The sequence below is a fragment of the Bartonella sp. AA81SXKL genome, from assembly GCF_042196945.1.
Lineage (GTDB): Bacteria > Pseudomonadota > Alphaproteobacteria > Rhizobiales > Rhizobiaceae > Bartonella.
On sequence record NZ_JBHIRH010000001.1, the window covers coordinates 80,082 to 103,521 of the forward strand.

The 23,440-nt window shown below is 40.2% G+C and carries 17 protein-coding genes and 1 pseudogene; 1 reads left to right on the forward strand and 17 read right to left on the reverse strand.

All coding sequences use genetic code 11. From position 1 onward, the window contains the following. Nucleotides 1-167 precede the first annotated feature (167 nt). The 6 genes from glmM to ACFINZ_RS00495 all read right to left on the reverse strand — a co-directional run bounded on the left by glmM (nt 168) and on the right by ACFINZ_RS00495 (nt 9,079). Nucleotides 168-1,541: a phosphoglucosamine mutase gene (gene glmM, locus ACFINZ_RS00470; protein WP_375633414.1), complete on the reverse strand. Its 1,374-nt coding sequence runs from the start codon at nt 1,539-1,541 to the stop codon at nt 168-170. Between the two features lie 551 nt (nt 1,542-2,092). After that, on the reverse strand, nt 2,093-4,255 hold the full coding sequence (ftsH, locus tag ACFINZ_RS00475; protein WP_375701108.1) for an ATP-dependent zinc metalloprotease FtsH: 2,163 nt from the start codon (nt 4,253-4,255) through the stop codon (nt 2,093-2,095). Nucleotides 4,256-4,369: 114 nt separating this feature from the next. Beyond that, on the reverse strand, nt 4,370-5,857 hold the full coding sequence (tilS, locus tag ACFINZ_RS00480) for a tRNA lysidine(34) synthetase TilS (protein ID WP_375671774.1): 1,488 nt from the start codon (nt 5,855-5,857) through the stop codon (nt 4,370-4,372). An 18-nt stretch (nt 5,858-5,875) separates the two neighbouring features. After that, nucleotides 5,876-7,606 carry a tol-pal system protein gene (locus ACFINZ_RS00485; RefSeq protein WP_375701109.1) on the reverse strand — a complete coding sequence of 577 codons (1,731 nt, stop codon included), beginning with the start codon at nt 7,604-7,606 and terminating at the stop codon, nt 5,876-5,878. Nucleotides 7,607-7,658: 52 nt separating this feature from the next. Then, on the reverse strand, nt 7,659-8,180 hold the full coding sequence (pal, locus tag ACFINZ_RS00490) for a peptidoglycan-associated lipoprotein Pal (protein WP_375633417.1): 522 nt from the start codon (nt 8,178-8,180) through the stop codon (nt 7,659-7,661). 203 nt (nt 8,181-8,383) lie between these two features. After that, nucleotides 8,384-9,079, reverse strand: a complete 696-nt coding sequence (locus ACFINZ_RS00495) for a DUF1013 domain-containing protein (protein ID WP_375634428.1) — start codon at nt 9,077-9,079, stop codon at nt 8,384-8,386. A 368-nt stretch (nt 9,080-9,447) separates the two neighbouring features. Here ACFINZ_RS00495 and ACFINZ_RS00500 point away from each other — a divergent pair, with 368 nt between their 5' ends. Beyond that, the gene (locus ACFINZ_RS00500; protein WP_254492472.1) at nt 9,448-10,194 is read left to right on the forward strand and encodes a YebC/PmpR family DNA-binding transcriptional regulator; all 747 of its coding nucleotides are present in this window, start codon (nt 9,448-9,450) and stop codon (nt 10,192-10,194) included. A gap of 1,090 nt (nt 10,195-11,284) precedes the next feature. Here the strand turns inward: ACFINZ_RS00500 and tolB are convergent. From tolB to ACFINZ_RS00555, 11 genes and pseudogenes are all read right to left on the reverse strand, one after another. Continuing rightward, the gene (gene tolB, locus ACFINZ_RS00505; protein ID WP_375701110.1) at nt 11,285-12,610 is read right to left on the reverse strand and encodes a Tol-Pal system beta propeller repeat protein TolB; all 1,326 of its coding nucleotides are present in this window, start codon (nt 12,608-12,610) and stop codon (nt 11,285-11,287) included. 38 nt (nt 12,611-12,648) lie between these two features. Beyond that, the gene (locus ACFINZ_RS00510) at nt 12,649-14,022 is read right to left on the reverse strand and encodes a cell envelope biogenesis protein TolA (RefSeq protein ID WP_375701111.1); all 1,374 of its coding nucleotides are present in this window, start codon (nt 14,020-14,022) and stop codon (nt 12,649-12,651) included. A 107-nt stretch (nt 14,023-14,129) separates the two neighbouring features. Next, the gene (gene tolR, locus ACFINZ_RS00515) at nt 14,130-14,585 is read right to left on the reverse strand and encodes a protein TolR (protein ID WP_375634426.1); all 456 of its coding nucleotides are present in this window, start codon (nt 14,583-14,585) and stop codon (nt 14,130-14,132) included. Nucleotides 14,586-14,600: 15 nt separating this feature from the next. Further along, nucleotides 14,601-15,314, reverse strand: coding sequence for a protein TolQ (tolQ, locus tag ACFINZ_RS00520; protein WP_375634425.1), 714 nt, complete (start codon nt 15,312-15,314; stop codon nt 14,601-14,603). A gap of 1,753 nt (nt 15,315-17,067) precedes the next feature. Continuing rightward, entirely contained in the window at nt 17,068-17,508 is a 441-nt protein-coding gene (gene ybgC, locus ACFINZ_RS00525; protein WP_375611759.1) for a tol-pal system-associated acyl-CoA thioesterase, read from the reverse strand. A gap of 211 nt (nt 17,509-17,719) precedes the next feature. Next, entirely contained in the window at nt 17,720-18,814 is a 1,095-nt protein-coding gene (gene ruvB / locus ACFINZ_RS00530; RefSeq protein WP_375636468.1) for a Holliday junction branch migration DNA helicase RuvB, read from the reverse strand. Between the two features lie 13 nt (nt 18,815-18,827). Beyond that, a complete protein-coding gene (gene ruvA / locus ACFINZ_RS00535) occupies nt 18,828-19,442 on the reverse strand; it encodes a Holliday junction branch migration protein RuvA (RefSeq protein ID WP_375636471.1) in 615 nt (204 codons plus the stop codon). A gap of 13 nt (nt 19,443-19,455) precedes the next feature. Further along, nucleotides 19,456-19,971 carry a crossover junction endodeoxyribonuclease RuvC gene (gene ruvC, locus ACFINZ_RS00540; protein WP_375633424.1) on the reverse strand — a complete coding sequence of 172 codons (516 nt, stop codon included), beginning with the start codon at nt 19,969-19,971 and terminating at the stop codon, nt 19,456-19,458. Nucleotides 19,972-21,298: 1,327 nt separating this feature from the next. Next, a pseudogene (locus ACFINZ_RS00545) lies at nt 21,299-21,550 on the reverse strand (DUF1465 family protein); the annotation flags it as partial. A gap of 12 nt (nt 21,551-21,562) precedes the next feature. After that, nucleotides 21,563-22,081, reverse strand: a complete 519-nt coding sequence (locus ACFINZ_RS00550; protein WP_208439387.1) for a DUF1465 family protein — start codon at nt 22,079-22,081, stop codon at nt 21,563-21,565. A gap of 181 nt (nt 22,082-22,262) precedes the next feature. Beyond that, nucleotides 22,263-23,405: an OpgC family protein gene (locus ACFINZ_RS00555; RefSeq protein ID WP_375701112.1), complete on the reverse strand. Its 1,143-nt coding sequence runs from the start codon at nt 23,403-23,405 to the stop codon at nt 22,263-22,265. Nucleotides 23,406-23,440 lie beyond the last annotated feature (35 nt).

Consider the following 23,440-nt stretch of genomic DNA (forward strand, 5'->3'; position numbering starts at 1 on the left):
TTATTAGAATTGGACTTTTCCCTTTTTTATTTAATTTGTTCGTAGATAGAGTATCCATTACCGTTATTACATCACTGAGTTAATAATCATACCTTTTGTAATTGCCAAAATCCCACATTATAATAATATCTTTATCAAAAGATGATCTGATAATTTTCTCAAAAAATTCAAGATTCCTCAAGTGCAGTACCCATGCGTACATCATGATGAATAATAACATCCATCAACTCTGTCACAACAGTGTCCAATACTTCTCGTGCATCGCCTTCAGCCATAAGGCGGATAACCGGTTCCGTTCCAGAAGCGCGGATCACCAGCCGTGCCTCTTTTCCCAACCGCTTCTCTGCTTGATTAATAGCCGTTTTGACGGGATTTTTTTTCAGGACATTTTTATTTTTAATCGTTACATTTTTTAAAATTTGCGGTACAGGTTCAAACCGTTTACACAATTGGCTCATAGGACTTTGGCTTTCCTTCATACAGGCTAAAACCTGCAATGCAGCCACCAAGCCATCACCCGTTGTACCAAAATCACTAAGCACAATATGCCCAGAAGACTCACCACCAACATTATATCCCTTTTGGCGCATGGCATCGACAACATAACGATCTCCAACTTTTGTCCTTACAAGGTGCAATCCTTTGCTATTCAAGAAACGCTCTAGTCCAAGATTTGACATAATCGTTGTGACAACACCATTGCACCGTAATCGTCCCATTTTATGCCAATTTTCAGCAATTACAGCAATCAACTGATCTCCATCAACCGTTTGTGCTTTTTCATCAACAATGAGAACACGATCTCCATCTCCATCAAGAGCAATCCCCACATCAGCACGCACTTCATGCACTTTTCGTTTTAAAGAGCTTAAATCGGTTGATCCACATTTTTGATTAATATTGGTCCCATTGGGCTCATCATGAATAGCAAAAACCTCAGCCCCCAATTCCCATAAAGCACGGGGAGCCGCTTTATAAGCAGCCCCATTGGCACAATCCACAACAATACGCACAGTATCTAAGCGAACATCACGCGGCAAAGTTCGTTTGGCATATTCAATATAACGATAAATATCTCCCTCAACCCGTTTTGCATAACCAATTTCGGCAGAACTTGCTAAAGACTTTGAAAGATCTGTATCGATCAATTGTTCAATTTTCGCTTCCATATCATCTGAAAGTTTAAAACCATCAGGACCAAAAAGTTTAATTCCATTATCATAGAACGGATTATGAGAAGCAGAAATCATCACCCCAAGATCTGCGCGCAAAGAGCGGCAAAGCATTGCAACAGCAGGTGTTGGCACTGGACCCAATAAAAAAGCTTCCATCCCCGCAGCAGTCAATCCTGAAACCAAAGCATTTTCCAACATATAGCCAGATAATCGTGTATCCTTGCCAATCACCACACGATGAGATTGATGTTGTGAGCGAAATAAAACCCCTACCGCCATCCCCACCTTCATGGCAAAATCGGGTGTCATAGGAAATGAATTGGCTTTCCCCCGAATTCCATCTGTACCAAAATATTTTTGCACCATGCCTCTTTCCTTTAATATATAATTCTTCCCTTGGCTTTTCCTTAAAACCCTAACAAGCCCCCTTGGTACAATAGTCCTCCTCTCCCCGTATAAAATCAGATCATTGATCTTAAACCTTCATGCATTTAGAAAATCAAGCCCCCTATTCACCATCTACACATCTAAAACACTCTCAAGCAATTATGTTTACACCCTTACACATAAAAGCAATATTATCTCCTCAAAATGCTCTATACATCCCTTTAACACAACCAACGGATAATCTCACACACTTGCTAAATCCGTAAAGAAACCCAGCACCAAACCTCATACCCTACCAAATCAGCAAGGAAATCTATCGCCTAACCTTACAACCCCTACCACATTAGAAAAGCAACAGTCCACCTCGCCTTGTAGCCTGCTAAAACTGTTATCATACAACAGCTTTGCTTAATTTTTTGCTTCCATATTTTGCAAATATTACAAGAAAGGCGCAAACAAAACTTGCGCCTTTCTCAAAGAATTTAGAAGTTTTCCTAAAACATCGTCACTCAAGCGATATTAAACAGTTCTTATTTTTCTTTATCATGTCCCGCAGTATTGGACTTCTTTTCAGCATTACTTTTAGAGCGGTTGACTGATTTTGTGGTACCTTTTGTGCTTTGCGCTTTTTTCTCAGTCTCATCCGATTGCACTTCTTTAGACTGAGCCTCCTTAGGCTCAACATTACCGGATTTTGCTGTTTTTTTCCCAACAGCTACCTCTGCTTTACCTGCCTTGCCTTTATCGGTCTCTTCTTTATGAGGCACTGTTTTAGGGGCTGCTTCAGCGCTTTTTTCATCTACCACTGTTGTCTCTGTCTTCATTTTTCCAGTTTTTGGAACAGAAGACCCCCGTGGCGCAGCACCCTCATCTTTCTGTGTGCGTGAAGGAGGCTTTCCTGCAATAACTTCGTTAATTTCAGCTCCCGTTAAAGTCTCATATTCCAACAAACCTTGTGCCAAAGCAAACCATTCTTTTCTTTTTGTTTTCAAAATGTTTGTCGCATTTTTATAGGCATCATCAATAAGCTTACGCACTTCCATATCAATCATGCGCGCTGTTTCTTCAGAGACATTTTGTGTTCGCGCAACAGAATGACCCAAAAAGACTTCATCTTGGTTATCGCCATAAGCTACATTTCCAAGCAGATCAGAAAATCCCCACCGTGTGATCATCGCGCGAGCTAATTTCGTTGCTTGTTCAATATCAGAAGAAGCACCAGATGTGATATTTTCCTTTCCAAACTTTAATTCTTCAGCCACACGTCCACCCATCATAATGGCCAGACGAGAAATCATCCACCGATAACTCATAGAATAGCGATCGCCTTCAGGCAATTGCATCACCATTCCCAATGCTCTTCCCCTTGGAACGATTGTTGCTTTGTGGACAGGATCAGCAACCGGCACATTAAGAGCCACAATAGCATGTCCTGCTTCATGATAAGCAGTGAGTTCTTTTTCCTCTTGTGTCATAGCGGTTGAACGACGTTCCGCCCCCATCATCACCTTATCTTTGGCATCTTCGAATTCTTGCATCGTGACAACTCTTTTATTACGGCTTGCAGCCATAAGAGCAGCTTCATTGACTAGATTCATCAGGTCCGCACCTGAAAATCCTGGTGTTCCCCTTGCCAAAATTTTCAAATCAACGTTAGGCGCTAAAGGCACGTTGCGCACATGCACTTTCAAGATTTGTTCACGCCCAGAAACATCAGGGTTTGGCACAACAACTTGCCGATCAAAACGCCCTGGTCTCAATAAAGCAGGATCAAGCACATCGGGACGGTTTGTTGCGGCAATAAGAATAATACTTTCATTGGGCTCAAACCCATCCATTTCGACAAGCAACTGGTTTAAGGTCTGTTCACGTTCATCGTTTCCACCGCCAAGACCAGCCCCCCGATGGCGCCCAACAGCATCGATTTCATCAATAAAGATAATACAAGGTGCATTTTTTTTAGCCTGTTCGAACATATCGCGCACACGGCTTGCCCCAACACCAACAAACATTTCAACAAAATCAGACCCTGAAATGGTAAAGAATGGCACATTGGCCTCACCGGCCACAGAGCGTGCTAGCAAAGTTTTACCGGTTCCTGGAGGACCAACAAGCAAAACACCGCGTGGGATACGCCCCCCTAAGCGTTGAAATTTTTGTGGTTCGCGTAAAAATTCAACAATTTCTTGAAGATCTTGCTTTGCTTCTTCAACGCCAGCAACATCTTTAAAGGTAATACGCCCTTGCGCTTCATTAAGCAATCTTGCTTTCGATTTCCCAAATCCCATTGCACCGCGTGATCCATTTTGCATTTGCCGCATAAAAAAGACCCATGCCCCCACGATAATAATAACAGGTAACAAGGAAAAGAGGAGATTGAGGAAAATGCTATTTCCAGAGCTTTCAGGAATAGCTTTAACATTGACGTTTTTACTTTCCAATTTTTGTATCAAACCTGGATCGCGAGGAGCATAGGTTGAAATAGCTCTATGTTCAATGGTTTTTCCTGTTAATTTTTGACCTTGAATGGTCACAGATTTCAACTCATTATTCTCAACTTTTTGCAAAAATTCAGAATAGGAGACTTCTCCACCACCAGAACGTTGGCTATCTCCATTAAAGAGAGAAAACGACACAATCAAAATCAATGCAATAACTCCCCAAATAAGGAGAGAGCGGTAATTGGAATTCATATTCAGCCCACTTAATCAAATATAGATTTCAAACAGTTCCCCTTAACATATAACCTTGTCAGCCCCTTGCCAAGGGATGAGAAGCTGTTTATTTTCTTTTAGAGTAATTTTCCTTTATCTTTTCACCTCAATATTAAAAAAAGGTTCCACAACATTCACCAAGGCAGCATCTTCTCGTGAGGAAAGCCAATCGAAAGGTGCCATAATCCGCTTGACGATAACATGTTTATGAACAACTGCTTGAGAAATCAACTCTGGAATATCATACCCTTTATGATTTGAGATCATCAGCAGCGATTGTAAAGAGGGAAAATGAGGCTTTTCAAGCTCAAAATCGCTATTTTTTAATAAAAATTTCAGCTGTTCTAAATTTGCGGCTCCAACCTTTATAGCCTCATATCCATGATTTGTGATATGATAGCGCCCATCCCATATAAAAGTTTTATCTGGCTCAACAATAGCCTCTTTCATATTTCGCCCTTCACGCCACAAAGAAATTCCCTGCTTGTTATATTCAATAACAGAGCCCGCATAAGTAAAACGCCGCTTTTCTGGAGAATCAAGACAGAGTTTTTGAACAAGCATGCTTAATTTCTGATTGGGGAGCAAATAAAATCCCCCTCCCATCAGCACAGCAAAGAGCCCCACCACAAAAGGAAAACTGGAATGTTTCTGTAAAAACAGCGCAGGCTTTGCTATGAAACAACGCCCATGTTGGACAGTAATATCCAGCGCTAAGATCAAATCAGCAATATTTTTGGCTTGTTGACGACGCTGCAATGCGGCTTCATTTATTTTTTGAGCAATATAAGCCAATTTTTGTGGAGAAAGAGATTGACGCACGCGCACACGTTCAAAATTGCGATCTTCATTGGTTGGATCATCAATCCATGTTTGTCCTTGTAAGCGTAAATAATTCCGTAATGTTTGGCGTTTTACACCAAGGAGTGGCCGAATCAAACGAACTTTTCTATGCAACAACGCCTCACGCGGAATACAGGATAAACCGCGCTCATAAAGGGGACCATAGTTTTTTTCGGCAATATTTTTTTTTGTTTTTCTGGTATGATCCTCATCACGTATACCCTCGGCTTCACCGCGCAAAATACCAGCAAAACCACTGGCATAAACCTCATCGCGCATGGCAACAGCTTCACTATATAAAGCACCTCTATTCTTTTGGAGACGTTGATACCGCATTTGATAGGTTTCAACCTGATCATTGAGTGTATGCCCCGTCATAATAAGTGATGCGCCTTGTTTTTGTGCTTCTTTAACCAAGAGATCATAGCGTGCAACACGCGCGCTGGAAGCAATATGCGTCTTTGGCTTTTCGCCTTCCCATCGCACAGTGATATGTTGAATATCATGGACACGACAAATTTTCGCAACAGTTTCTGCCTCACGCATCGATTCTTTACGCAATTGATGATCAACCGTGACAACAATCATTTCTGGAGGAAATACGAGTGTTTCCAAATGCTCTTTGACCAAAAACATCAAAGCCAAAGAATCACTTCCCCCTGAGACGGCAAGAATCAACTTCTGACATTGAATAAAATCCGATGTTTTAAAGAGATTTCTTGCCAGTCTAACGCACACCGAAAACGACCTCGCTGTTTATTTTGCAGGTTTACAAAAAACAGATGCTAATGTTTGTTGACGTTTTGATTTTTTCACAAAATGAGCACAATCGTCTTTATTTGGCTCAAGAGCGACCATACTTCTTGCTAATTTCAGTAAAATCTCGGAGGTATAGAGCTTCTTTTTATCTGCATACCATGCGGTAAGATAAACTTGTGCTGCTTCATGATAGCGTTTTTGCCCCAACAAAGATTCGGCCAACCAAAATAAAGCATCATCACTCAAAGAATCTTTTTTGTAACGATTTTGAAAAGCGCAAAAGCTTTTTTCAGCATCAACATAGTTAGCAGAACGAATAAAATCATACCCTTCCTTATACAAAGCTTTAGAAGAAGAAAGATTGTCACTCTGATGTGCTTCAATTGGAGCACTTACTTCATGCGCTTTGTTAAAAGGTTGACTGTTTTCATGGTCATGGCTCTCCACCTTAGCTTCCACAGCAGTAACCTTTGTCTGATCACCTGTACTATGGTCCTGCTCCATCTCTTCCTTTACAGTCTGAGATTTTTCATCTACAGCAGACTTTTCAAAAGAACAAGAATAAACAGAAGAGACTTCTGTATCAAAAAGCTCGTGAAACTGCTTGTTAACATTTTTTAAACTGTTATGCTCAAGCACCATTCGTATCTTATGCAAAAGCTTATCTAAATCATAATCTTTAAATAAAGCCTGTTGATTCTCTAAAATAATCCCTTGGTGCTCCGCAACACTAGTAGCTTTTTCCACCGCGCTAGATGCTGCTTTATCAGCTGCTTCAGGTGCTTTCTTCACTGCATCAACAGCCTTATTAACGGCGTCAGTGGCTTTTTCTATCACATCAGATGCTGCTTTATCGGCTGCTTCAGGCGCTTCTTTTACAGCATCAACAGCCTTATCAACAGCGTCAGTGGCTTTTTCCGCCGCATCAGATGCTGCTTTATCAGCTGCTTCAGGTGCTTTCTTCACTGCATCAACAGCCTTATTAACAGCGTCAGTGGCTTTTTCCACCGCGCTAGATGCTGCTTTATCGGCTGCTTCAGGTGCTTTCTTCACAGCATCGACAGCCTTATTAACAGCGTCAGTGGCTTTTTCCGCTGCATCAGATGCTGCTTTATCAGCTGCTTCAGGTGCCTCCTTCACAGCATCGACAGCCTTATTAACAGCGTCAGTGGCTTTTTCCGCTGCATCAGATGCTGCTTTATCGGCTGCATCAGGTACTTTCTTCACAGCATCGACAGCCTTATTAACAGCGTCAGTGGCTTTTTCCGCTGCATCAGATGCTGCTTTATCGGCTGCTTCAGGTGCTTTCTTCACAGCATCGACAGCCTTATTAACAGCGTCAGTGGCTTTTTCCGCTGCATCAGATGCTGCTTTATCGGCTGCTTCAGGTGCTTTCTTCACAGCATCGACAGCCTTATTAACAGCGTCAGTGGCTTTTTCCGCTGCATCAGATGCTGCTTTATCGGCTGCTTCAGGTGCTTTCTTCACAGCATCGACAGCCTTATTAACAGCGTCAGTGGCTTTTTCCGCTGCATCAGATGCTGCTTTATCGGCTGCATCAGGTACTTTCTTCACGTCATCAGTTGCCTTATCAACTGCATCAACTTTATCCGTATCATGTGCAGGATATTCGGAAGCCTTTCGTGCCGCACTTTGAACAAGTGAAGTAGAACAAGCTATGAAAACCCCCATATAAAAGAGTGTTTTCCAATTGATTTTACGATACATTCTTTTTTCCCCTTAAGAGCTTATTGAATAGTTGAAACAAACAATCTTCTTTTTAATGACTATTCATGTCACTCAACGTTGTCACAGCACGTCGATTTTGATTCCAACAGGAAATATCATCACATACTGCTACAGGTCTTTCTTTTCCGTAAGAAATTGTTTGAATCCGTTGTGCGGACACACCAAGAGACACCAAATAGTTTCGCACAGCAACAGCACGGCGCTGTCCAAGTGCCAAGTTATATTCACGTGTTCCCCTCTCATCAGCATGACCTTCGATCATAATAGAATAATAAGGATAATGAAGCAACCATTCTGCTTGGCGCATTAAAATACGTTCAGCATCAGCATCAAGTGAAGAAGAATCGAGACTAAAAAACACGCGATCACCCACATTAACCGTAAATTCTTGTCCTGAGCCTGGTGACACCTGATTCAAACCAGCATCATTCATATAAGCGCCATTCATACCGTTAAGTGCACCAACATTTTTTTTGCCACACCCACCCAGGCATAGTGAGAAAAGAAAGAGGATAGCTAAGGAATGAGAGATGGTTTTTTTGGTAGAGCGCATAATCTGTTTCTCCTTGAATTTCGTAAAGAAGGGTCAATTCTTAAAAATATTTTTAAGAATAACCGTTAATTCCTAATGAAGACGAAATTTTTTCTGTTTTTTTCGTCCTTATTTTTACTTTTAAGTCTCTGCCAATTTTTCTTCTCTTCAGCCATTCCTCTAACATTTCCATAAGAAATGTTTCCCTTATGCGTCATGGCTTTTTATGCATCATCTTGATTTTGACTATTTTTTTGCAGCGCGTTCAGCTTTGCAAAAACTTTATCAGCGTCAAAAGTCTTATGCAGATTGTCTTCACTCTCATTTTCCTCTAGAGCAGCGTTTTCCGTCACAGAAGCGGGAAGCAACGACCTATCTTCTTCTGCTGCAACAGGACGATTTTTCGCCGCACGCTGGAGCTCAAAATCTAAATCGATTTGCGAACACAAACCAAGTCCTACAGGATCAAGAGGAACCAAATTTGCACTATTCCAATGGGTTCTAAGGCGGATTTGTTCAATTGTCGCTTTTGTTGTCCCAATCAACCGTGCAATTTGTGCATCTTTCAACTCGGGATGGTTCGTAACCAACCATAGGATACCATTGGGACGATCTTGGCGTCGAGAAAGAGGGATATAGCGTGCCCCTTTACGTTTTTTTTCAGGAATATGCACCCTAGATTGAGAAATTTTCAATCGTGCGTTTTGATCAGCCTCCACCCGTGCAATTTCACTGCGCGTCAATTGCCCAGAACTAATCGGATCTAAACCTTTAATACCATAAGCCGCATCACCATCGGCAATAGCTTTTACTTCCAAGACATGCAATTTACAAAATTCTGCAATCTGATCAAAAGAAAGAGCTGTATTATCAACCAACCAAACAGCTGTTGCTTTGGGCATCAAAAGTTGCGTTGCCATTTTTATAAATCCTCTTCTGCGCCTCTTCTATGAGGCAGGTTACCGCCCACTCAAGAGCACTGGAACTTTTTTATATGTTTAGGTCTCTCCAACCACTCCTAAAACAAAGCGCGGCATGGAATAAACCATTTTGCTATGAGATTACATTCTGTTATAGCGTTATTTTTGCTCAACGACAAGAGATCTCTCTTGTAATGATCCTCAACTAAGGTGTCTTTACCTTTAAGATGAATTTTCTTATAAAGGGTTTATTCGATTATTTCACCTCATGCTGTGGCACATTTATTCTGGTGGGATGCATGCTTTATCGCCTTAAATTCTAAGGAGTATCCAACTGGCAAAAAAGCCCTCAAATAGGAAGGAAAACTATGGCAGGCCATTCACAATTTAAAAATATTATGCACCGTAAAGGGCGTCAAGATGCAATGCGCTCGAAAATATTTTCTAAGCTTGCGCGCGAAATTACCGTAGCAGCAAAACAAGGTGCTCCTGATCCAGCCATGAATCCACGTTTAAGGCTGGCTGTTCAAAATGCCAAAGCACAATCGATGCCGAAAGATAATATTGAACGCGCGATTAAAAAAGCGTCAGGCGCCGATGTCGAAAATTATGATGAAGTACGCTATGAGGGCTATGGACCAGGTGGCGTTGCCGTCATTGTTGAAGCTTTAACTGATAACCGCAACCGCACCGCTTCAAATGTGCGCGCCGCCTTCACAAAATCAGGAGGAGCCTTAGGGGAAACAGGATCGGTCAGTTTCATGTTTAATCGGATTGGTGAAATAATCTATAAGCCAGAAGCAGGAACAGCCGATAACATCATGGATGCAGCAATTGAAGCCGGTGCCGAAGATGTGCAATCAGAAGAAACCGGACATCATATTACCTGCGCATTTGAAGATATTGGTGAAGTTTCCAAAACACTTGAAGCAAAACTTGGTGAAGCAGAATCGATTAAAACGATTTGGAAAGCCACCACCCTTGCACCAATAGATGAAGAAAAAGCTTTGTCCGTTTTACGACTAATTTCAACATTAGAAGAAGATGATGATGTGCAAAATGTTTATGCAAATTTTGATGTCAGTGATGAGATTTTGGCAAAATTGTCTGTATAATTCCCATCATTTGCATAAGCCTTCTCTTCATGCATGAGGGCTTCAAAAGCATCTGTCACCTCTCCTCTTTATCCGCATATATAAAAGCCCCGCGTCAATAGCGGGGAAAAGCTGTCAGTGCAACAAGAAAACCGCAATTAATTTCAGAAAACATAATCCCAAAAAGAAAGCATACAAAACTCTGTAGCCTCACGCCTTTCTTACATGCCCCAAAGATTATCCCTATATCCCCTCTCTCATTTGATCTTTTTGTTCTTTAAGATGAACCTCCTCTCTCCGCTCTCAAGTGATGAAAATGATCTAGCCTCTAAACAATTAGGGGTTTCCTAACGTATTCCTATGACGAATCACCCATGGAATTCGCTTGAAACTTAAGGCTCAACACACATGCACTCCCCTAAATATTCGCCATGCACTTAAAAAACACTTAAATATAGCAAGAGGTTTGTCCTATTTATACGCCCTATATCACCACACTTCAAAGGACAGTGTTTTTACAACATCACAGAATAAAAATAAGCAAATGGAAAGCCAGAGCTGATTGTTTAGCAAAGTATTGTACAAAAAGCCGGTACATCTCTCTAATCCGTTGCGGATAAATTTTTGACTTTATGGCATTAACTTTATGGCATCGTATATTTCTAAAATAACGTCATTTATCTTAAAAATCTGTCCTTTTGCTCTTACCAATCAATCAAGATTCAGATCTAAAACAACCGCGTACTTGAATAAAACACATCAAAGAGCAACAGCCCCCCCTGACAAGACCAAACTCTTCACAAACAAAATTGAAGAAGAAGTTTAAAAAAATATATATAGCGACACTTTGAATAAAAAGTTGAAATCTAAAGACCTCAGAATTTTCGACTCTATTTTTTCAAGGTCTTGTTTTGAATTTTTTTAAGCATTTTCCCCCAAGGAAATTCCATTATCGATCAACAACCGTAGATGATAGATGAAATCTACATAACTCCCCATACCCACTATAATCAATTCCTTCTTTTAAATAATTTAAAAACTATTGAGATTGTTTAAACTTGAGACTGTGTAGACTATATTCCTTCTATATTCTGTTTTTAAGCATTTTGTTTTACTGTACATTGAGCAAAGGCGACCATGCTGGATCTGAAGCATCATTGGGGGTAGGGAGTTGTCGTTCATTGCGACCCGTAATATCAATCGTATAAATTTTTGGTCCCATACCGGGATTTTTGCGAAAGAACATCAGTACACGACCATTGGGGGCCCACGTTGGTCCTTCATTGTGAAACCCCGTGGTTAAAATTCGTTCTCCTTGTCCATCAGGGCGCATAACACCGATAGAAAATTGTCCGCTTAATTGTTTTGTAAAGGCGATATAGTCACCCCGTGGAGACCAAATAGGTGTTGAATAACTCCCATCGTTTGAAGAAATACGCTGAATATCACTCCCATCCGCATTCATTTTATAGATTTGCGGCTTTCCACTACGATCTGAAGAAAAGACAATTTGTTTTCCATCCGGTGAATAAGAAGCAGAAGTATCAATAGCAGAAGTTGTTGTAAGTCGCGTCATCGTACGGGTTCGTAAATCCATAGTGTAAAGATTGGCACTCCCATCATTTTGTAACAAACTCATAATAACTTTTTGTCCATCAGAAGAAAAACGCGGAGCAATTGTCATGTTATTAAACGTTCCGATCAACTCTCTTTGCCCCATTTCAATTTGTTGGAGATAAACATGAGGTACTTGATTGTCCTCGTAAGCCATATAGGTCATTTCTTGTCTTTTTGGGGAAAACCGCGGTGTAAGCACCAATTCACTTCCATCAGACATATAAATCAAATTTGCTCCATCTTGATCCATCATTGCTAAACGTTTAATGCGTGCATTTTGAGGCCCTGTTTCATCGATAAAAACAATTCGTGTATCAAAATAACCACTTTCTCCTGTCATCTCACTATAGATCTCATCTGCGATCATATGTGCCACACGCCGCCAACGTTCTGTCGCGGTATAAAAACGCCGTCCTTTCAATTGTCTTTGTCCAAACACATCCCATAAACGAAAATCGACCCTCAAACGTCCATCGATTTCTCTCATGACTTGCCCAGTAACTAAACCTTGCGCTTTTATTTTCTGCCAAGAAGCAAAATGTGGTTGTTTATTAGGATTAGAAATGTTTTCCAAAAAATTTGCTTTATCAAGCGGTAAAAAAAGCCCCGACCGTTCAAGGTCAGCTGTCACCACAGCAGATATTTTCAACCCAATCGAATCATTGGAAATAAAGTCTGTAATTGCAATGGGAATGGGATTAAAATCAGCGCTCGAAATAGTTCCTTTCAATTGCGCATAACCCGATGAAATACTTGAAAGCCACACCCCACAAGTGACAATAAACCAAGCAAAAACTTTATGTCTCGTTATAGTCATCATGGAATGTGTCCTTTCGTTAAGCGCTTTTTTCTCGTTTATCATCTTATTTCTTGGAGGGGATCAACATTAAAGTCAAAACCTTGCCCCCATAGATCATATTGATCACGTGGGAGATCTGCATAAGGTTGGCATGAAAAGACAGCAGCATACACCTGCCTTATCATAATAGCTTGTTGACTCTCAAGGCCGCTTATGGGATCAATGATAGGATCGCCCACAACCATCCCTTCACGGTCTAAATAAAATCGCAACCGCACGACCGGACGATTTTTTAAATCGCCGCCAAGCGCCACAAGTTTAAGCTTCTGTTGAATACATCCCCCCGCAATATTGACCAATGTTTGTGCCATTTTTGTGGTATCATTAATATTTTTTCTTGCACCCAAAGCTTCTGGTGTATGAGAACGTTTTGCTCCCCCTCCTTGTGACCGCGCACGATTGAGCAAATTATTTTCCTCCAGAGCTAAAATATCTTCAATGGTCTGTTTCTCTTGGTTTTTCTTGTTAAGCTTTGGCGTCTTTTGATTCAATGCAGCCTCATTCTTCTTTGGAAATTCTCCGTCAAACTTTGGTTTAAACTGTGGAAGAAGAGATTTTTCTGGAAGTACAATTTTGGGCGCTTGATGAACAATCTGCTCTGCTGATACTTTTGGGACCGTTGGAGCCAATTCTTTTGGCGATATCATTTCTTCATTTTTGTGCGCAGGCTTGAGCGCAACCTTAGAGGCATCCTCCGGTGCCTCTAAAGGCATCTCAGGCGCAACCTTGGGTGCATCCTCCGGTGCCTCTAAAGGCATCTCAGGCGCAACCTTGGGTGCATCCTCCGGTGCCTCCAAAGGCATCTCAGGTGCAACCTTGGGTGCATCCTCCGGTGCCTCCAAAGGCATCTCAGGCGCAACCTTGGGTGCATCCTCCGGTGCCTCCAAAGGCATCTCAGGCGCAACCTTGGGTGCATCCTCCGGTGCCTCCAAAGGCATCTCAGGTGCAACCTTGGGTGCATCCTCTGTTTTTGCTTCTAATAATTCTGGTTTTGTAAGTTCGGGTGCAAATGTTTCTGATGTGTTCTCGCTTGATGGTGGCGATGCTGTTTCAACGGGACGCAGCTTTTCCTTTGGTTGAAACGGTGCCAGACTATCTATTTGTCCCTCTCCAATATGGCGTGCATCTTCTTTCTCTTGTGGTTGCATAGTTGGTTTTATGGCAGGGATTGCACGGATAGGAGCCTTCACGGCTCCTTGTTGAGAAGAAAACTCGTCCACTAAAGGAGCAAGAGTGATGGGAATTGCTTCCAATGGTTGTGGTAAAGAGACAGAGCTTGTAAACTGAATAGCTCCCCAACTGAGAAAAATGACATGGACCACAAGGGATAAAGCCAAGCCTCGTTTCATACTATGATAAGAGTCTTTGTTCATTCTTTATGCCTTACTTATGCCTTACATTTTTTCATTTTTAATCACTCTATGCTCTTTTAAAAACATCTTAAAAACAACCGTTTATGCACAATTTTATTACTTATTATTTATTGTTCTAAACTTGCTAACGCAACTTGAGAAAACCCCGCTTTTTGAATATCCGCCAGCAGTTTTAATACTTGTTGATATTCAACAGTTTTGGCAACCCGCACAAAAACCCGTTGATCTTTTTGTGTAGCATCTGCTTCCAGAAGAGTTTTCAGGTGTGCAATCAGTGCCTGTGACGTTTCATAATAATCTTGATTAATGGCAAAGCGCCCTTGCGCGTCAAGTGAAACCGTAAGGGGTGTTTTTTGAGCTCGTACGGGACCCGCTTGACTACGAGGCAAATCTAGAGGAACACCGTTCACTAAAAGGGGAGCAGAGACCATAAAAATAATCAACAAGACCAGCATGACATCCACAAAAGGAGTGACATTGATCTCACTCATCAGTTGGCTTCGTGAATGATGCCGCCTACGTGTATTTTTGCGAGAAGAAGAAGAAGCAACAGAAACGCCCATGGGATAAGATCCTTTTTATAAAGAGGAAGGTGCTGTGCGTGTTTCATCAATACGCCGCGATACAATTGTTGAAAATTCATCGGCAAAATTTTCTATTTGTGCAATGATGCGCGCACTTTCATGAGTCAACTTGTTATAAGCAATAACAGCTGGAATTGCTGCAAACAAACCAATAGCGGTTGCCAAAAGCGCTTCTGCAATCCCTGGCGCGACAATGGCAAGTGATGTATTTTGAGAAGCTGAAATAGAAAGAAAAGACTCCATAATACCAATAACTGTTCCAAAAAGTCCGATAAAAGGTCCCGCAGATCCTAGTGTCGCAAGAAAACTTAATTTTGATTCTATTTTTTCACTTTCACGTCCCAGCGTCAAATCCATAGCCTTATCAATTCTGCTCTGCAAACTTTTCGATGTATGGGTCCCTTTTTCAAGAGATTTTTTCCATTCAACCATTGCTGCCATAAAAACTGCGGATATACTATTGGTACGTTGACTTTTGCATGATGCATAAAGATCTTCTAGCGCTTTGCCAGACCAAAATGTGCGTTCAAACTGCTTTATTTCACGCCGTATTCTCCGATACGTAAAAATTTTATCAAAAATAATTGCCCAACTCCAGATAGAAGCGAGCAGCAACCCGATCATAACACCTTTCACGATCCAACTCGCTTGCATAAACAAATGCAACATTCCAATTGTTTCTGGATTCGTTAGTTCTACATGCGGCATAATTTTTGTCCCTCTAAATGAAAGATGCATTTTTTAAAATTTTATAAAACAGATTATTTTATAGTTTCTAAATTTAAGTAAAGACTCTAGTCTCACATAAATCCATGCGCTAAAACAAGACTTGTTTCTTAAATTTCCTTAAAAAGTGATGACGAGAGACATCCCTCAATGCACGCCCCCCTCATTTCACAACAGCATTTATGAAAAATATAACGATAAGGACTTATCCATAAATGCTATAAAAATAAAAGATATAAAAATGCATAATATAAAATCTATTATGCACCACCATCTTTACGCTTCTGAAAAGAACGCTAAATCATCATACGCGTTTCTAGCTTAAAATGCTGCAATAAGTCTTAGCACTTGAAAAGATTCGTAAGAGGTATTTTATTCCTTTCTTAAGTGTTTTTGTATCCACTCACCAACTCCGCTTGTGACATGTAAGAAAATGTTTTTGATTAATTCGCGGCAATAGAGCTTGAAAAGAAAAAGTTTTACAAGTTTCAGAATTATCTGAAAGTGACAACGCAATGAATTATCATTGTAAATAAATATGTTATCATCATAAAAGATGACGCTTTGCCTCAAGCTATTATTTCTCTCATTTTCTATCGAATTGAATACGAGGTACACCATCGGGCACAAAAAACGACAATAAACCACCATAAAATGCCTCACAACAATGCGCCTCACCCATACACCCCTATTATAAGTCCTATATAATCTAGTGTAAGTCTCATGTAATCTCATTGTGTTGTGAATTTACCCCTTTCAATCCCTATCATCTCTCTGGCATCATGGTGTAACGTACAAGCTTCTGTGATATGAAAAAAGCCTTTTCACATCTTTACTTTATGAAAACCGGCTTCTTCGCTCTCTTTGCTCACTTGCGATATTTGATCGTTATTGCATTGAGAATGATCCATAAGGAACATTTTTACAATTTTTTTCAATAATTTATATTGCTCTCTTATGATGTGTAAGCAAATGATTTTAATTGTTTCAACATGAACAGATTTGAAATGAAAGTATTTTATTCTATTCCTCTATTAGGGTTTGTGCCCGTAAGAAGTGATAATTTATCTTTCTAAGTCAATATATTATATAGAATAATATGCTTTTGAAACTTTAAATGCAAGAATGCATTTCTGCTTTGCATACATTGATCTCTCACTCATTCACTACGTTTAGAAGCGCACATAAATCGCGCATTATAGCACATAAAGTCATGCATGATGGATAGAAATGGATGAAACACGCGCTTTTGTGATGCCAAATGATAATCCAGTAAAAAAACAAATCAAATTGCTTAAAAACACCCTTTAGGTGTTTTGAGACAATTTTCGACCTAATAGCTTATTATCACTTTATTGCAATATTGTGCTGAGTATGTGCATTTTTATAAAAATAAATCTTAATCCATTTTTATTTTTTTATATTTTGTACTTTTTCGCTGCTTTCTGATGCCAACAAACCTTTCTTCAAAAGAAAGAAAATATCTTGAGTTTATAGCAGAAAATGGATGAGGCGACATTGATTTTGAATCATAACATGGATGAGGTATGTTTAATTTTGTGGGATATCATCTTCAATTTATTGTAGTTATTGTAGCAGAGGTGCTTTCTTTTGCTGTATCGTGTAACCTTATTGGAAAACATTTAGGCTATGATAAATATGTATAATCTTAGATTGTAGATTACTTTATATCTGCTGATCTTTCCTGAAACTGCTAATTCAATGAAGAACACTTTTAACCAAGCATTTTTGCAAAAAGTTCTTTGGGTAAACGTCGCGGTTTTGCCTCCTCATTAATCAGAGCAATTTCAACTTTGGCTGTTACCAACGTGGTCATCTCATGCAAAATAGATTGCTCCATAAAAAAGCGGGCCCCTTGGATATGAGTAACACGTGTTTTAACGACTAAAAGATGATCAATTTTAGCTGGTCTTGAAAAATTAATTTCCATATGACGAACAACAAAAAACAGTTTTTCCCCCTCACCCCCTGCTGCTAACATCTTATTATTAAAACCGGTATCCCGTAAAAACTCTGAACGTCCTCGTTCAAAAAACTCAAGATAACGCGCATGATAAACTACACCGGAAAAATCTGTATCCGCAACATAAACGCGGACCTGAAAATTATGAAAAGCGTTTGTATGATTGCTCTTAAAAGGTGTTATTTCTGTCATCGACTTCATATCCCATAAAATCATCTAATATAGCAAATTATCTATCAATCAAAAGATTGAACACATTTTTGTGTTGAAGTTGTGAAAAGCAAAAAATTTTTAATAGTGCCAAACCTTTTTAGCCAGAATATGCTAAAAGAAGGCACGTCTCTTGTATTTTATGACCTTGCTATAAAATATTCACATAGTTTCTTTTAATAAAGAGAATGTCTTAATCATCTTCCCCATCCCATAAAGATGTCTGAAATGATGAATTCTCTTGAGCCTCAGAAAGTTGAGAACGCCTTTGTATAGACGTTGTAGAGGCTGGAGCAGAAAGCCCTAAATGGCTCCAAGCCTTTTCAGTTAGAATACGTCCACGAGCGGTTCTTTGAATAAACCCTTGTTGGAGCAAATACGGTTCAACAATATCTTCAATGGCATCGCGTGGTTCTGATAAAGCAGCAGCAATTGTTTCAATCCCCACCGGTCCCCCTAAAAAAGTTTCCGCAATCAGGAGCAAGTAGCGACGATCAAGCGGATCAAGACCAAGATGATCAACCTCAAGGCGCGAAAGCGCTTCATCGGCGATTTTTTGGTCAATTTGTTTTGCTTGTTTAACCAAAGCAAAATCACAAACACGCCGTAAAAGCCGTCCGGCAATACGAGGGGTCCCCCGTGCTCGGCGTGCAATTTCATGAGCACCATCATCACTGATCTTGACGGCAAAAAGTCGTGCATTACGCTGCACAATATATTCCAATTCTTCTATAGTATAAAAATTGAGACGAATTGGGATGCCAAAACGGTCTCTCAGCGGCGTGGTCAAAAGCCCCAAACGTGTGGTTGCCGCTACCAAAGTAAATTTAGCCAGATCAATTTTCACCGAGCGTGCGGCCGGCCCCTCCCCAATGATCAAATCAAGTTGATAATCTTCCATGGCTGGATAAAGAATTTCCTCAATCGCCGGATTTAAGCGATGAATTTCATCAATAAACAAGACATCACGTTCTTCAAGATTGGTCAAGAGAGCGGCTAAATCCCCTGCTTTAGCGATGACCGGCCCTGAAGTAGAGCGAAAATTAACGCCTAATTCTTTTGCCATAATCTGTGAAAGCGTTGTTTTTCCTAACCCCGGTGGTCCTACAAACAAAACGTGATCCAGCGCTTCTTGCCGTGTTTTTGCTGCTTCAATAAATATTTTTAAATTAGCCCGTGCCGCTTCTTGACCAATAAAGTCATCGAGAACTTGTGGCCTCAAGGAACGATCTGGATCGTTAGGAAGGGGGGCGGAACCCAGAAGGCGTTTATCTTCATCTTTATGCATTGTTACCTTGATTTTAAGTAGGAGAAGAAAGCAATTTGAGACTATGGCGGATCAGCAGGGCAGAAGAAACAGTTTCCCCCTCAAGAGCATTCATCGCAAGAGCAAGAGCACGGGATGCATGTTCCCGTTCAAACCCTAGCTTCATCAACGCGGAAAGCGCATCATGCGCAGGTTGATTGGTCATCTCACGCTGAGGAACAGAAACAGTCTTGACCACTTGTTCAAAGGGGAGTGTTTTACTTTTCAGTTCACCCACAATTCTTTCACTGACTTTTTTACCAACGCCTGGCGCTCGACTAATCATCGCAACATCATTTAAAGCAATAGCCTGTGCAAGTTCATCTGGCGATAAAGTACCCAAGATTGCCAAAGCAACCTTTGCCCCTACTCCAGGAACATTTTGTAGAAGACAAAACCACTCCTGTTCAGCTCTTGTAGCAAAACCAAAAAGGCGGATTGCATCTTCCCGAACATGCGTTTCAATAAAAAGGCTTAACGCCTCCCCAACCGAGGGTAAAGAAGGACGCAGACGATTTGACACAAAAACAACATACCCCACACCGTGAACATCAAGAAGGATATGATCATCAAAGATATGTTCAAGAGTGCCCTTTAATTTGCCAATCATGCTTTCACCCCAATCATATCGCCATCCTTGCCTGATAAGATCGGTCAACACTCTTACGATGCATACTATGACAAAGAGCAAGAGCAAGAGCATCAGCTGCATCACTGCTATCAAATTCAGCCCGTGGGAGGAGAACTTTGACCATCATATGGATTTGTTCTTTAGCCCCATGTCCAACACCAATAACCGATTTTTTCACTTTGTTGGGCGCATATTCAAAAACAGGAAGAGTTGCTTGCGCAGGAACCAGCAATGCAATTGCACGCGCTTGCCCAAGTTTTAAAGTTGCTGTAGCATCTTTGTTGACAAACACATGTTCTACAGCAGCTTCATGGGGCATAAATTGATGCACAACCTCTGAAAGACCTTTGTGGATCTGACATAGCCTGGAAGCCAGCTCACACTGTACATCAGAAGAAACCGTCCCTGCTGCAATAAACTGAAGACGATTACCCACAACATCGATAACGCCCCACCCTGTACGCCGTAATCCGGGATCAATGCCTATAATACGAATCGTCTCTGCCATAAACTACAGTCTATACACTTTTCCCCCCTGTGAATAAAGATGTGAATAAAGACAAGAACACAAAGAAACCAGCAACCCAAGACAAAACCAGTAAAAAGATAATCATACCCCCAAATTTATACAATTATAACACACAACGAACAGCATCTTTATGGAATACACTTTATGAAGCATAACTGAAATCAATCAAAACCATTCACACATTACAAGCAAACACCCTCTAAAGCATAAAAATTCCCTTTCTATATCATACTAATGCCATAACGGTTAAACATCGCAAGCGAGCAAATAGAGAGTGCTGGATTGTACATTCATTAAGTGTAAAGAGGCTATGCAATGGATGGTACACACTTTGCGAAAACTTTTTACATTATAGCATGACGCTACCATTATAAATCAACGCATTGATTTATAATGATAATTAATTATTTTGTATGTTGCATAAGAATCCCGAATATCCTAAGATTTTCTCATTACAAATCTGTTTATCTTGAATCAATCAAAACCATTCGCTTACATATGAAACGTGGGATTGCCGTATAGAGTGAAACTGTACAAGAAAGGACTAAAAATGCCTCTAATGAATTGACTCAAGTGCCAAAGGCTGTTGCAACATTGGGGACTGGCAAAGATGATGATAGTGCCGGCTTTCTCCTTTGCAAACGTAAAGATGAGGAGAGCTCAACGGATATGAATAAGAACTGAGAGGTGTTTTTGAATATACCCATCACACCACAATGACATTACGTAAAGAGGAACATTGCATAGAGAGGGACATTGCATGGGGGCACAAGGAACCCATGGGACATTCATTATATGGCACTTTGATTTTGGATATTTTATTTTACGCGAGGGAAATAACTTCCATTCAAAACAAAAGAAGCCCCAAAACTGCAACAATGTGTATTATCCTCATTAACACACACTTTACAGCAACTTTATAGGCATAAATTATAGAGCATAAATAAATTAATGTACAAGCCCCTGCTCTATCTAGCGTCTAATCATTATCAGAGCCAAAACAAAATCACACGATAGATCAACAGAAAGTGTTCTAGCTGCAATCAACCAAAGTCGATTTCCCACAAAGACCAACCATACCCTATTCCATGCCATAATTCAAAATCAATACCTATCCCTCTCTCAGCTATAAACTCAAGATATTTCCTACGCTCAAATAGAAATTAGGCAGAAAAAAGCACTCTAGATTGGTTTTAGTTGTGAAATTTTGGTTGTAAAAAATGGATATACTGCTCTAAATATCGCAAGAAAGAAGCAAGGCGCTATTTTTCTCAGAACGCCCAAAAGCTGTTTTCAGTAATTCGATTTATTTTCCCACTGGATTATCATCGTTCAAAATATAGCCGCCGCTTATTGACCAAAGCGCTTAAACTACAGCAGCATCTCTAAATGAAACAAAATGCACGCTTCTAAACGTAATGAATGAGAACAAATTGACGGAAAATTTCTGGCAATTCATGCCAATGAGGGGGTTCAAGTTCCAATGTCGGTGTATGAAGTGACACTTTTACAATTGCTTTTTTATTTGTTCTGATGACATTTCCCCTTCGCGCAAAGCAAGGGAATACCTCTAAGAACGCCCAAAGGCTGTTTTGAGCAATTCGATTTGTTTTCCTACAGGGTTATCATCTTCTAAGGCACAAGAGGCTGCAGTTTCCCACCCAGCACGCATATACTGTATCCGCGCTTCTAAACGCAATGAATGAGAAACAAATTGGCGAAAAATTTCTGGCAATTCATGCCAATGAGGGGTTTCAAGTTCCAATGTCGGTGTATGAAGTGACACTTTTACAATTTCTTTTTTTATTTGTTCTGATGACATTTCCCCTTCACGCTCTGCGCGAAGAAGAAGGAGTTGAGAAGCGATTTGCATAAGTCGTGTACTTAAATACATAGCCTCTTTCGCATAGACTGCAGAAACCTCTGCCGAAAGAGAGCGTGCCACTAATTTCCCTTCTGAGTCAATATACGCTGCGGTTTTTTCAATCAGCGCCATTGTTTCTTCGTAGAGACGATTAAAAGCATTTTCAAAAGCATTATGCTCAATCATGATAATAGGTTCATCATATGGACGTTTATGTACACTCACGCTTTTATACTCCAAGTATCAGCACAAAATCATACCCCTCAACGAACAGAGTATTAAAAAGTTTCTTTTGTTGCTGTATAGAACGCTTTTTTTTTAAAACTGCTACCTCTTTTAATTTTTTTGCGCAACGCACTTTTTATACTAAGGTTAACGTGCCCAACAAACACTATAGGAATGTTTTTTATAAACGGATCATTTTCCTTGAAAAGGACCACTGCCAAGATTGCCGTTTTTCACAATAATAAGCGACTCCAAATTGCAAAGCAATACCCGTTATTATTAAGAAGGTATCGGAAAAAAACGTTTCTGTCATCACTGTTTTTATAATTTGTCCAAACATCGCAAAAATGGTTCCCGTTACAAAGACCGGTAAACTATGTTTTCCTAAAATTGCTAAAGGATGTTTCTGAGAAACATAAAACCATTTATTGACATGCGGCAAAGAAAGAATGAGAAAGGCTAATGCAAGAACATGGAGTAAACGTGGCAAGCTTAAAAAGGTTTTATTAAAATTCAACAATGGGGAAGACCAGCCAAGCCACCCCAAAATGCCCCACCAGTTTAAGCGAACCCATAACAGCGCCAACAAGAGATACGCTGCCGCACAAACAATCCAAAAAGACTGAAAAGCGATTGTTTTTCCTTGTTTAAGCGCTAAAGTACTGGTCAATCCTATGACGAATAAGAATTGCCAAGACAAAGGGTTTAAAAACCACTTTCCTTCTAAAGGATAAGAAGGAGGAGCAATTTTATAAAATCCGCAGATAAGATACAGCGTAAACGAACCCAAAAGCAGCCACTTTGTCTGTTTACAACTCAAATAAAGGATAAAAGGCGCAAAAAACATCAAAACGATATAAAGAGGAAGAATATTATTATATCCCAATTGATGCCCAAAGCTTAAGGTACTCAAAAATGCGATACCAGGCTCTTTAAAAAAGAGTCCCACATTATTCATCGATAAAAGTTTTTCTGTTCGCCATAATAAAAAGGCAGCAAAAAAAAGGCTTAACGTGACAAAAGTAGTAAAAAGATATGCGCCATAGAGCTGCAGAGCTCTGTACCACAGTTTTCGGATGATAAAAGCAAAGGATTTTTGCTGTAACCGTCCATGAAAGCTTAACCCAAGAGCAATCCCTGAAAGCAAAACAAACACTTCTGCACAATCAGAAAAACCGAAATTTCTATGAGTAAAAGACTCATAGATCGTTCTGGGAATATGGTTGATGAAAATCGTCAATAAGGCTAAAGAACGAAAAACATCAATACGTGTATCACGATGAGAAGGTTGAGTATTATGCTCAAGAATACCTTGGTATTTCATCAGTGGACTCCCACACGTTGCAACCCCCTTGAAGT

Excerpts from the sequence above, each read along its gene's own strand:
- glmM (WP_375633414.1), bottom strand. The coding sequence starts at position 1,541 with ATGGTGCAAAAATATTTTGGTACAGATGGAATTCGGGGGAAAGCCAAT.
- ftsH (WP_375701108.1), bottom strand. The coding sequence starts at position 4,255 with ATGAATTCCAATTACCGCTCTCTCCTTATTTGGGGAGTTATTGCATTG.
- ACFINZ_RS00485 (WP_375701109.1), bottom strand. The coding sequence starts at position 7,606 with ATGTATCGTAAAATCAATTGGAAAACACTCTTTTATATGGGGGTTTTC.
- pal (WP_375633417.1), bottom strand. The coding sequence starts at position 8,180 with ATGCGCTCTACCAAAAAAACCATCTCTCATTCCTTAGCTATCCTCTTT.
- ACFINZ_RS00495 (WP_375634428.1), bottom strand. The coding sequence starts at position 9,079 with ATGGCAACGCAACTTTTGATGCCCAAAGCAACAGCTGTTTGGTTGGTT.
- ACFINZ_RS00500 (WP_254492472.1), top strand. The coding sequence starts at position 9,448 with ATGGCAGGCCATTCACAATTTAAAAATATTATGCACCGTAAAGGGCGT.
- tolB (WP_375701110.1), bottom strand. The coding sequence starts at position 12,610 with ATGATGACTATAACGAGACATAAAGTTTTTGCTTGGTTTATTGTCACT.
- ACFINZ_RS00510 (WP_375701111.1), bottom strand. The coding sequence starts at position 14,022 with ATGAACAAAGACTCTTATCATAGTATGAAACGAGGCTTGGCTTTATCC.
- tolR (WP_375634426.1), bottom strand. The coding sequence starts at position 14,585 with ATGGGCGTTTCTGTTGCTTCTTCTTCTTCTCGCAAAAATACACGTAGG.
- tolQ (WP_375634425.1), bottom strand. The coding sequence starts at position 15,314 with ATGCCGCATGTAGAACTAACGAATCCAGAAACAATTGGAATGTTGCAT.
- ybgC (WP_375611759.1), bottom strand. The coding sequence starts at position 17,508 with ATGACAGAAATAACACCTTTTAAGAGCAATCATACAAACGCTTTTCAT.
- ruvB (WP_375636468.1), bottom strand. The coding sequence starts at position 18,814 with ATGCATAAAGATGAAGATAAACGCCTTCTGGGTTCCGCCCCCCTTCCT.
- ruvA (WP_375636471.1), bottom strand. The coding sequence starts at position 19,442 with ATGATTGGCAAATTAAAGGGCACTCTTGAACATATCTTTGATGATCAT.
- ruvC (WP_375633424.1), bottom strand. The coding sequence starts at position 19,971 with ATGGCAGAGACGATTCGTATTATAGGCATTGATCCCGGATTACGGCGT.
- ACFINZ_RS00555 (WP_375701112.1), bottom strand. The coding sequence starts at position 23,405 with ATGAAATACCAAGGTATTCTTGAGCATAATACTCAACCTTCTCATCGT.